Raw genomic sequence first — 11,431 nt, forward strand, 5'->3', positions numbered from 1 at the left:
AACGTAATAAACGTTTAAATTTGATGCCCGACTAATCCAGTACCAATGCCAAGATCAGTTCTTGTCCTTATTTTTTTTCTTTGTTTAACCTCTCTTTTCGGACAAAATGTTGAAAAATCCTTTGTCGTAAAATACATCGAAACCGATTTCAAAATCGATGGTATCCTAGATGAAGAAGCATGGAAGCAGGCCCGAAGTGCCAAGGATTTTCAGCAGTATTTCCCATCGGATTCTATTCTTGCCGAGTATCAGACAGATATAAAAATGCTTTATGATGTCTCTACGCTTTATATAGGAATAAGGATCAACACACCAGGTAACAACTATGTTATTCCCTCCTTGGAACGTGATTATCGTGCTGGCGGCAATGATAACATCAGTTTGCTTTTCGATACGTTCAATGATGGCACCAATGCATTTCTTTTTGGTATGAACCCTTATGGGGTAAGACGGGAGGCCTTGATTTCTAATGGAGGACAGGGAATTAGGGGCTTCACAACTTCTTGGGATGTCAAATGGAAGGGAGAGGCCAAGCAATATGACGGTTACTATACCGCCGAGATGGCCATTCCCCTTACCTCTTTCAAATTCCCGGAAGGGGTCACCAAATGGCGTTTTCAGAGTTATCGATTCGATATGCAAAAGAACGAAACCAGTGTCTGGTATCCCATCCCACAGAATCAGTTGATTTTTAATCTGGCATTTATGGGCGATATGGTCTTTGAAAAGCCTTTGGGTAAATCCCGTACACCTTTGGCCATTATTCCGTACATCAATGCAATTGCCGACAAGGATTATGAACAGAACATAACCGATGCCAATGTAAAAGTTGGAGGCGATGCCAAGGTAGCCATTGGTAATGGGTTAAATTTGGATATAACCCTGAACCCGGACTTTTCCAATGTAGAAGTAGATGATATTTTTACCAATCTCACCCGTTTTGAGATATCGTTACCTGAGCGGAGGCAATTTTTTGTGGATAATAACGATCTTTTCGGAAGTTTTGGTGGTGGTAGGGATGCCAACCCATTTTTCTCCCGTAGGATAGGGATAGCCACAGATAGTTCCGGGAATTCGGTTCAGAACCGTATAATAGGTGGCGTTAGACTTAGTGGAAAGTTGAACGAGAATTGGAGGTTGGGTGTTTTGAACATCCAAACGGATGAAAATGTGGAGACGGAAATCGCCTCGAACAATAACATGATGATCGCCCTGCAAAAAAAGGTCTTTGCCCGTTCCAATTTTGGATTGTTCTTTATAAACAGACAAACCTTTAAGGATTACGATTTTGTAACACCTGAAGAAGAGTACAATAGGGTTCTTGGGATAGATTATAATTTAGCCTCCGAGGACAATACATGGGTCGGGAAATTCTATGCACACAAATCCTTTCAACCGAGGGATGATGAGGATAATTATTCAGCAGGTGTCTTTTTAGGACGAAATTCCAGATACTTCAATGTTTTTACCGACTTCGTTTTCATCGACGAGGATTTTGAGTCGGATCTGGGTTTTGTACCAAGAAAGGACATCATAAAATGGGCTACCTCGTTCGAAAAGGTTTTTTGGCCAAAAAAAGGCCCAATTAATAATCATTCCATAGAGTTCTTTCCAATTGTAACCTGGAGGCCTGGATTGGAGTATAGGAAAACCGATCATGAACTGCAGGCAAGTTGGAATTTTGAGACACGGAGTTTCTCGGAGTTTGGCATAGGGTTTTCAAATCAATTCATCTTTTTGGCGGATAGTTTTGATCCAACAGATACAGATGGCGCAATACCTCTACCGGGAAACCAAGGCTATCATTTCAACTCTGTTTTGCTTCAATACGAATCTAACCAAGCCAAGGTACTGGCATTTGAGGGAGAGGCGACCGTTGGCCGATTCTTCAATGGCGACCGTTTTTCTATAGAAGGCGAAGCTACTCTGAGACTCCAGCCTAAGGTGAGACTGGGTTTAAACATCAACTATGATAAAATAACACTTCCCAATCCTTTTCCAAGTGCGGACTTATGGTTGGTGAGCCCCACAGTGAATGTTACCTTTAACAAGTCGATTTTCTGGTCCACCATATTCCAATATAGTAACCAAAGGGATAATCTGGGCATTAACTCAAGATTGCAATGGCGATTTGCTCCCCTGTCCGATTTGTTTTTGGTTTACAATGATAATTATTTTGTAAACCAGTTCTCGCCAAGGTTTCGTTCTATCAACTTAAAAGTCACCTATTGGCTTAACATCTAAGCTAGGGAAATTGATCGTTGAAAAATCTCCGTATTTCGAACCTCAATTTTAAACTTGTCCTTGAACCTGTTTTAGTTATATTTGGACGTGCTGTCCTAAAAAAAGCCTTCCAATGAACCATCTGCCCTTGACTGAAGATACCGTTACCTTTGGACTGTTGTGTCTATGTTTAGGTTTTGTCTTTTATACATCTTCCCTAAAAAAAGGATTTTGGAAAAAGTTTTACACCGTTATTCCCACCCTATTGATGTGTTATATGCTACCGGCAGTTTTAACGAGTGTAGGCATCATTTCAGAGGAAAGTTCCAATCTATACTATATAGCCAGTCGTTATCTATTACCGGCCGCCTTGGTACTTATGACCCTTAGTATTGATTTAAAGGCCATCATGAATTTAGGATCCAAGGCCCTTATCATGTTTCTTACGGGAACCATTGGTATCATTATCGGAGGTCCCATAGCAATTCTGATCGTATCCCTTTTTTCTCCGGATACAGTTGGTGGCAGTGATTTTGATGCCGTGTGGAGAGGACTGACCACAATCGCCGGAAGCTGGATCGGTGGTGGTGCCAACCAAGCGGCGATGTTGGAAGTATTCCAGTACAATCCTAAGAAATTTGGCGATATGGTTTTGATAGATATTGTAATCGCCAATATTTGGATGGCCATTATTCTCTTGGGCATAGGAAAGTCCGATCGTATAGACAAATGGCTCAAAGCGGATAATTCCTCAATTGAAACGCTTAAGGCAAAAGTCTCGGCCCACACCGAAAAAATTACCCGAATAACCTCACTGTATGACTACATGATCATGTTATGTTTGGCCTTCTCGGCTGTTGGTCTGGCACACTTCTTTGGTCATCATTTTTCCGAGTTTTTAGAGAATAACTTTGAAGTGATCCGAAATAAGGAAAAAGCACTTTCTTCCCTTGGATCCAAGTTTCTATGGATGGTTGTCTTTTCGACTATGGTGGGAATTGGGTTATCCTTTACCAAAGCAAAGAATTTTGAAGGTGCCGGAGCCAGTAAGATTGGAGGCATGTTCATTTATATTTTGGTGGCCACCATAGGAATGAAAATGGATTTGAGCCGGTTTTTGGAGAATCCCGGCTTGATTGTGGTCGGACTCATTTGGATATCCATACATGCAGGTTTATTGATACTAGTGGCGAAATTGATCAAAGCCCCTTATTTCTTTTTGGCGGTTGGGAGTCAGGCCAATGTTGGCGGAGCTGCTTCGGCACCTGTGGTCGCAGCGGAATTCCATCCATCATTAACATCGGTGGGCATTCTTTTGGCCGTATTGGGTTACGTGGTGGGAACTGCCGGGGCTTATATTTGTGGACTTCTTATGGAAATTGCCGCTACAGTTTAAAATTCAATAAAGTTTAGTGATATTTGCCGCGTTAAAGAACAGATATGAAATGAGCATGAACAAAATTAATTTTTTGCATACCAACCGAAATAATTAATTTTTTTGTGCGAAAGCGCCAGCGGTTGATCTAAGCAGAAAAGTTTTATTAACTCATTTTCAGAGAAATAAAAATTTTTAAATAGATGAAAAACGTACTATTTTTTGTTTCAATATTTCTGCTATTGATTTCTTGCGGGGATGATGACAGTGAAAACACCATGATAGTCTCAGGAAATGTAAAGGGCCTCAAAAAAGGAACGCTTTACTTGCAACATATTCCAGATTCAACATTAGTGACCCTTGATTCCCTTGTAGTGGATGGTGATGGAAGCTTCAGTTTTAAGACCGACATCGAAAGTCCCGAAATCTTTTATCTATACCTGAACAAAAAGGATAACAACGACATTAATGACCGAATTACTTTTTTTGGGGAGCCCGGACAAATCAACATCACCACTTCATGGAATACTTTTGACATTAACGCCAAGATCAAAGGTTCCGAAACGCATGAAATACTAGAGGAATACCGAAAGGTAATGTCCCGGTTCAATTCAAAAAACCTTGAATTTATGCAATTGGCGGCCAATACAGAAAATCCTTTGGATTCACTTCAAATGGATTCCATTCAAAGACTGAGCGATAAAAATATCCAAAGAGGTTATGCCTTTGCACTTAATTTTGCATTGAACAATAAGGATTCACATGTCGCCCCCTATATAGCAATTACCGAAGTGGCGGATGCCAATATAAAGTATTTGGATTCCATTTATGGTTCCCTGATTCCAGAAGTAGCCAATGCTAAATATGGGGTTGCCCTACGAAATCATTTGGAAAACTTGAAAAAAGAGGAGTAGCCAACCTATCTATTCACCCAGAGCATTGACTTTTTCTACAAGAGCTGTGGCCTTTTTTTCCAGATCGTCACGGACTTCTTTCAGATGAGCCTTTCTGTTTTCTACTTTCTTTTGATTAATCTTGGTGATTAGTTCATCAAAAGTACCTATAGCATCGTCAATGATCTTCTCACCTTCCTTTGACACTTTGTTACCGCTAGTGGCCTCAACGATATACACGGCGTCTATAATATTTCCCAATACATCGTTTACATTCTTTTTTAAGTCGCGTATGCTTGCCATCTCAGATTGTTTTTTGTAAAAATAGGGTTTTTGAATTTGATCAAATGGTAACCTCCAAAAGTTTTGCTCCGTCCGTTCTTAGTGAAACCCTATTGGAATTGGCCGTTATTAAGACGGTCTCGCCCTTTTTGACCAAAGAAGAACCAAATTCGTTCCCCACATTTACCGAACCATCTACGCACATATATATGGTAAAAGAGTCTCTTTGGGACAGGTCCTGTTCAAGGTTTTTGGAAAGGTTAACAAAATTGGTCTTAAAATAGGGACAATCCACCATAGGATTAATGGCGTCCGCTTCCTTGGGATAGGACACTTTAAAGTCCTCCTTTTTTTCATAGTCTATGGCGTCCAGGGCCAAATCAGTATGTAACTCCCGTAGGTTTCCGTTTTTATCCTTCCTGTTAAAATCGAATACACGATATGTAATGTCTGAAGTCTGCTGAATTTCGGCCAATAACACCCCGGCACCTATGGCATGAATCTTTCCGGTATTAATGAAAAACGTATCCCCTTCCGAAACCCTTTCATAATTCAACAACTCCAATAGTCTGTCGCTTTCTAGACTATCCATGTATTCTTCCTTTGTGACGTCGCGATTAAACCCTACTATAAGACTGGCATCCTTGTCCGCATCCATAACATACCACATTTCGGTCTTTCCAAACGAATTATGACGCTTTTTTGCTAGGTCATCATTAGGATGCAATTGTATTGAAAGATCCTGTTGTGCATCAATGAACTTTATAAGAATAGGAAACTCCGTTCCGAAACGTTCAAAAACACTTTGTCCCAACAGTTCCACAGGGTATTCGTCTATTAATTGCTGTAAGGAGGTCCCCGCCAATTCACCTTGGACAACTATGGAAACATCACCGGAAACCCCGGATAGTTCCCAACTCTCACCAGTAATATCATTTGGAATGGACTTTCCCAATACGTGTTGTAATCTAGTACCGCCCCAAAGTCTTTCTTTAAGTATCGGTTCAAATTTTAAAGGATAGAATTTCATTTGCTATTTTCCGCTTTTAGGGCTTTTAACGCCTTCCTCATATGCTGTGATGCATTGACACTGTTAAAAACCAGAATAATTTTTCCTTCTTTGTTGACCACATAAGTTTCCCTTCCCGGTAGTAGGCCGAAAAGATTATCCTCAACTTTAAAAAGTCGTTTCACTTTTCTTCCAGTATCTGCCAATAATACAAATGGCAGTTGATACTTGGAGGCAAATTTACCATGCTTTTTTTCAGAATCCGAACTTATTCCAATGACTTCTGCCCCCAATTGCGTGAACTGTTCATAACTGTCCCTAAAGGAACAGGCTTCGGCGATACACCCAGGGGTATTATCCTTAGGATAAAAATAAATGACCAATGCTTTTTTACCTAAAACGTCATCAACATGGAATGTCCTTCCGTTTTGGTCCAATAATGAAAACTTTGGAATAGGATCTCCAACTTTTAACCCCATAATCAACCGGAGTAGGTTACAAAATTTCGAGGTGTTTCGTACAGGACAACCTCAAGAGTTTTGTGCTCATCAATATAGGGCCTAAGCTTATTCCATATCACCACGGCTATGTTTTCCGCGGTCGGATTTAAATTTTTAAATTCCGGAACCTGAGTATTTAGGTTTTTATGATCTAGGGTATCTTCTATCTTATTCTTTATCAGTTCTTTAAGGACCTTCATATCCATAACAAAACCAGTTTCCGGGTCTATTTCCCCTGTAACACTTACTATTAATTCATAGTTATGTCCATGATAATCAGGGTTATTACATTTTCCAAATACTGCATTGTTCTTTTCATCGGTCCAATCCTGGTGATACAATCTATGTGCTGCATTAAAATGGGCCTTCCTACTGACTTTCACCTGCATTGCTATGAATTTTCACGGATGATATATTCATAAAACCTCTCAAAGATAATCTTGAACCAGACTGTATAGCCATCTGGGTTATTCAACATATCTTTCTTTATCGATTCAGGCCTCATCCATTTCCAATCAGCAACCTCCTCTGCATTTATGTTTGGAACATCATTGTAATTACCTATCATCACATGATCCAATTCATGCTCTGTAAGCCCATTGTCAAATGGGGCTTTGTATTTGAACGAAAAAAGTTCCTTTAGCTCCGTTTCAAAACCCATTTCTTCAAATAACCTGCGTTTTCCAGCTTGGATGTTGGTTTCCCCTACACGCTGATGACTACAACAGGTATTGGTCCACAATAAAGGTGAATGATATTTACTGGCGGCACGTTGTTGAAGCATGGTTTCTCCTTCATCATTCAAAATGAAAATAGAAAATGCCCTATGAAGTCTTGCTTTTTTATGGGCTTCCATCTTGGGCATAGTTCCAATCTGCTCATCCTGGTCGTTCACTAAGATTACCTCTTCTTCCTTCATATCGTAAAAATAAGACCTTTGGCCAACTTTAACGTTAAGCCTCTTATAAAAAATATTGATGAAAGAATTTGAATTGATGAGGGTAGGTTTCTTTTTTAAAAGAACCTAGGTGATTTCAAATTTCCCTTGGTAGTAATAAAATCATAGCGAAGTATTACCTCAAAAGAGCCATCATTGAACCTTGCACTGCCCAATTCCGTGGTCTCTTTATCATATGCAATACCAATTAGGAATTTATTGGATATTTGGAATCCTGCCATACCGCTAAAGGCTGCATCCCAACGGTATGCACCTCCTAAAATGAACTTTTCATTCATCATGAAGTTAGCGGAAACATCAACTTGCAATGGTGCTCCCTGCGTAACTTTGGTCAACAATGCCGGCTTAAATTTCAAAAATGGATTTAGATCCCATACGTATCCCGTGATAAAATAGAAGTTCATCTGTTCCTTCGCCGTCGAAAGGGAGGACTCGTCAAAATGGGAGGTTTCCAAAAATCTGGGAACGGATAACCCTGCATAAAATCGATTGGTGTGGTAATAGACCCCGGCACCGATATTGGGTGTAAGCCGATTATCTATGTTCTGTTGCAAAGTCTGGTCAGGAGCAAATTGATTGAGCTCGGAAAAACGAACATCCAAAAGATTGGCACTACCCTTTAGACCAAAACTTAACCTACCTTCAACAGATGTATAAATGGTATAGGAAAAGTCTACATCAAAGCTGGTTTCCGATGTTGGGCCTATTTGATCATTAACGATGGAAAGCCCTAATCCAACCCCTCTATATCCAATTGGGGAATGTATGTTAAACGTTTGGGTTCTGGGAGCTCCATCCAAACCTACCCACTGTGATCGGTGCAGCGCGGCAACACTAATATGACCTCTGGATCCGGCATATCCTGGATTTACACTCACCGTATTGTACATATATTGGGTGTACTGGGCATCCTGCTGAGAATAAATAGAATTTGTAAACAACAAAACCAAAATGAAAATGGGAAACACTATCCATTTGACCGAAATTATATGTTGGGCGAATTTTGGCATCTTTATCTATTTATATATATATAACCCGACAGCGATTGTTGGTTTCCGTTATCATCCTCATAATCCAGTATATAGAAATACGTTCCTACGGGTAATTTATTATCCACGTCAACTGTAACCCTCCCCTGAGAAGTACCATCAAAGAAGTTTCCTTCCATGTCATAGCCATTTGTAGTAAAGACCATTACCCCCCAACGGTTGTAAATTCGAATGGTATTGTTCGGGAAATTCTCCAGTCCACTAATTTGAAGAACGTCATGCACTCCATCTCCGTTCGGCGTTAGTACATTAAACACCTCTACTTCATCCTCCTCACGGTTTGGTTCTAGATAGTCAGGAGTACCATCACCATCGGTATCGTCATTTGCATAATTACCGTCTCCATTTATGTCTTCCTCTACAGTTCGTAACGCATCTCCATCATCATCTGTATCCCTATAGTCAGATTCATTATCACCATCTGTATTTGGCAAATCATTGAAAGGATCGTCAATTTCGTCATTCACATCCAAGTCAATCGCAGTGGCCCCTTCATAGCCATCATCCAAGCCATCATTGTCCTTATCCGAGCCAATAAATGTTACATCGGCTATTCCATCCTGATCATGATCATGCCCTTCTATGTTATCTGGCACATTGTCATCATCACTATCTTCATCTAGATAATCGGGTAGGTTGTCCCCATCCGTATCAACTGGGAATATACCTAAAGAACCATTTTCATAGGCATCATCCAGACCATTTGCATTGGTATCCTCGCCACTTGGTGCAACATAGTCAGCTGTTGTTTGGGCCTCTACATTATCCGGAATACCATCATTGTCACTATCAATATCCAAGTAATCTGGGAATCCATCACCATCGGAATCTGTAGGGTCTGTGGATGGATCATTATCCGCATCCAAATTCAAATCTTCAAAACTATCCACTATCCCATCATCATCACTGTCCAAATCAACTCCCATAGGATTGACCACAATAGTTACCGTGGCCGTATCGCAATTGCCTGAATTATCACAAAGGGTATAGGTAAATGTATCCGTTCCTATAAAACCAGTATTTGGTACGTAACTAACACTATCATCCGAAGGATTGTTTGGTGTTCCATTATTTTCAATGGTCACAATACCATCTGCAGGATTTGTAAGGGTCAAAGTCCCAATTATTGGTAAATCATTATCATTGGCAAGGATATCAATATCCACGGCAGTGTCCTCAGTAGTTGCGATGGAGTCATCAAAAACATCCAAAATCGGTAGCACATCAACGGTTACCGTGGCCGTACTACAATCTCCGACTGTGTTACAAACGGTATAATCGAAAGAATCCGGTCCATTGTAATCCGGATTTGGTATGTAGGTCACAATATCATCTGTTGGATCATTGGGTGTTCCATTCGTGTCAATATTCACGGTACCATTCGCCGGATTTGTAGTTGTCAAATTTCCAGTAGACGGCAAATCAGAGTCATTCGAAAAGATGTCCACTATAACAGATTCGTCTTCGTTGGTGGTAACCAAGTCATCTACTAGTGTAGCCGCTTGTTGCAAACAAACTACCGTAAAATTGGGCAAGGCAATGGAGTTTCCAGCTTTGGTCAAAGTAGCTGTGTAGCGTACCACAGAAGTAGTCGCGGTGACAACTGGACGCAATGGGTCCCCGATTACAGCCGGTGACCAACTTACTGTTGCACTACCATTTACATTGGCGGAAATATCCAAAGTGACTTGATTATCAGGTGTTGTGCAATCCGTTAGAATGAAGTACCCAGTTGCATTTGAACCACAAAGTGTGCCGTCATAGGTTGCAAAATAGACTCCTGGTGTTGAGGTCTCATAAAAGAAATCTGTTCCTAAAACCGTACTGGTATCCGATGCCTCATACCACCTATAGTTACTTTCATCAGTACTATTGGGTGCTTGTAGCAAAAACTGTGCTTGGGATATACCTATCCCCAAGATGGTAAAAACCATGCTTAGGAAAAGGGTCTTGTATGTGTAGGGGCGTGTCAAACCGATATATACAGTTTTTAGTTTATCGAACTACGAAGACTACATTTATAAGACTGTTATAATCTGGCGGTGTCCCAACTACATCATATTGCATTACTCCGGTTGCACTAATGCTGTCAATATTTAATACGGCTGGATCGGCGTAGGTAACATAATAATATAGCTCTGTATCGGCATAGGTCGGTACGGCTGCCGGAGCTCCTGCACTCGCCATTGTCGGTGTTCCAAATTGATTTATATATTCATCATACAGATTAATAGTGACGTTATTGGCTAAAGCTGATGCATCTATTGCAATAGAAGGTGGATAGAATATACGTGCAGCCTTTGACGTAATCGGAGCTATCGCTTGAATTACTTCTTGAACCGTGGTTTCATTGACTACTTCGGCAGGGATTTTTCCCGCATCATCAACATCGATAGCCGTTCTTAATTGAACTTCATCATCATATTGATCATCTGTATTTAAGGCTGATAGGTCGGCCACATGTGCGGCCTGTCCGTCGTCCTGTACCTCAAGGGTGAGTTCACCAGTAGCGGCGTTGAAGCTGAAATTGTCGACCTCCTGGTTGTCCGTGTCCAGTGCCGATAGGTCGGCCACATGGGCGGCCTGCCCGTCGTCCTGTACCTCAAGGGTCAGTTCGCCCGTAGCGGCGTTGAAACTGAAGTTGTCCACCTCCTGGTTGTCCGTATCCAGTGCGGATAGGTCGGCCACATGGGCGGCCTGTCCGTCGTCCTGTACCTCAAGGGTAAGCTCGCCCGTAGCGGCGTTGAAGCTGAAATTGTCGACCTCCTGGTTGTCGGTGTCAACACCGGAAATATCGACCGTGACCGGAAGCTCCGCGTCGTCCTCAAGGGAGATCGAAAGTTCGTTGGTGACCACGTTGAACGTCAGCCCGTCGATGGTCTGGTTGTCCGTGTCCAATGCCGAGAGGTCGGCCACGTGTGCGGCCTGCCCGTCGTCCTGTACCTCAAGGGTAAGTTCGCCCGTAGCGGCGTTGAAGCTGAAATTGTCCACTTCCTGGTTGTCCGTGTCCAGTGCGGATAGGTTCGCCACATGGGCGGCCTGCCCGTCGTCCTGTACCTCAAGGGTAAGCTCGCCCGTAGCGGCGTTGAAACTGAAATTGTCCACTTCCTGGTTGTCCGTATCAAGGGCCGATAGGTTTGCC

11 protein-coding genes are annotated in these 11,431 nt (G+C 41.7%); 3 read left to right on the forward strand and 8 right to left on the reverse strand.

All coding sequences use genetic code 11. From position 1 onward, the window contains the following. Positions 1 to 45 precede the first annotated feature (45 nt). The 3 genes from D7Z94_RS23295 (at position 46) to D7Z94_RS23305 (ending at position 4,512) form a co-directional block, all read left to right on the forward strand. Positions 46 to 2,244 (forward strand): DUF5916 domain-containing protein, encoded by a 2,199-nt coding sequence (locus D7Z94_RS23295; protein ID WP_120714026.1) that lies wholly within the window; start codon positions 46 to 48, stop codon positions 2,242 to 2,244. A gap of 112 nt (positions 2,245 to 2,356) precedes the next feature. Next, positions 2,357 to 3,619 (forward strand): DUF819 family protein, encoded by a 1,263-nt coding sequence (locus tag D7Z94_RS23300; protein ID WP_120714027.1) that lies wholly within the window; start codon positions 2,357 to 2,359, stop codon positions 3,617 to 3,619. Between the two features lie 182 nt (positions 3,620 to 3,801). Next, the gene (locus D7Z94_RS23305; protein WP_120714028.1) at positions 3,802 to 4,512 is read left to right on the forward strand and encodes a DUF4369 domain-containing protein; all 711 of its coding nucleotides are present in this window, start codon (positions 3,802 to 3,804) and stop codon (positions 4,510 to 4,512) included. A 9-nt stretch (positions 4,513 to 4,521) separates the two neighbouring features. Here the strand turns inward: D7Z94_RS23305 and D7Z94_RS23310 are convergent, their stop codons facing one another. The 8 genes from D7Z94_RS23310 to D7Z94_RS25705 form a co-directional block, all read right to left on the reverse strand. Next, a complete protein-coding gene (locus D7Z94_RS23310; protein ID WP_120714029.1) occupies positions 4,522 to 4,794 on the reverse strand; it encodes a hypothetical protein in 273 nt (90 codons plus the stop codon). Positions 4,795 to 4,834: 40 nt separating this feature from the next. Next, positions 4,835 to 5,803, reverse strand: a complete 969-nt coding sequence (locus tag D7Z94_RS23315) for a type I phosphomannose isomerase catalytic subunit (protein ID WP_120714030.1) — start codon at positions 5,801 to 5,803, stop codon at positions 4,835 to 4,837. Further along, complete coding sequence (locus D7Z94_RS23320; protein WP_120714031.1) at positions 5,800 to 6,261, reverse strand: peroxiredoxin; 462 nt, start codon at positions 6,259 to 6,261, stop codon at positions 5,800 to 5,802. The genes D7Z94_RS23315 and D7Z94_RS23320 overlap by 4 nt, the downstream gene beginning before the upstream one ends. A gap of 2 nt (positions 6,262 to 6,263) precedes the next feature. After that, positions 6,264 to 6,671: a 6-pyruvoyl trahydropterin synthase family protein gene (locus D7Z94_RS23325; RefSeq protein WP_120714032.1), complete on the reverse strand. Its 408-nt coding sequence runs from the start codon at positions 6,669 to 6,671 to the stop codon at positions 6,264 to 6,266. A gap of 2 nt (positions 6,672 to 6,673) precedes the next feature. Then, on the reverse strand, positions 6,674 to 7,201 hold the full coding sequence (gene idi / locus D7Z94_RS23330; protein ID WP_120714033.1) for an isopentenyl-diphosphate Delta-isomerase: 528 nt from the start codon (positions 7,199 to 7,201) through the stop codon (positions 6,674 to 6,676). A gap of 95 nt (positions 7,202 to 7,296) precedes the next feature. Beyond that, positions 7,297 to 8,250, reverse strand: coding sequence for a PorP/SprF family type IX secretion system membrane protein (locus D7Z94_RS23335; RefSeq protein WP_120714034.1), 954 nt, complete (start codon positions 8,248 to 8,250; stop codon positions 7,297 to 7,299). Positions 8,251 to 8,252: 2 nt separating this feature from the next. Beyond that, a complete protein-coding gene (locus D7Z94_RS23340) occupies positions 8,253 to 10,223 on the reverse strand; it encodes a T9SS type B sorting domain-containing protein (protein ID WP_120714035.1) in 1,971 nt (656 codons plus the stop codon). Between the two features lie 61 nt (positions 10,224 to 10,284). Continuing rightward, on the reverse strand, positions 10,285 to 11,431 hold a 1,147-nt coding region (locus tag D7Z94_RS25705), incomplete at its 5' end, for a hypothetical protein (protein ID WP_120714036.1).

The sequence above is a fragment of the Ulvibacterium marinum genome, from assembly GCF_003626755.1.
In the GTDB taxonomy this organism is placed as follows: Bacteria; Bacteroidota; Bacteroidia; order Flavobacteriales; family Flavobacteriaceae; genus Ulvibacterium; species Ulvibacterium marinum.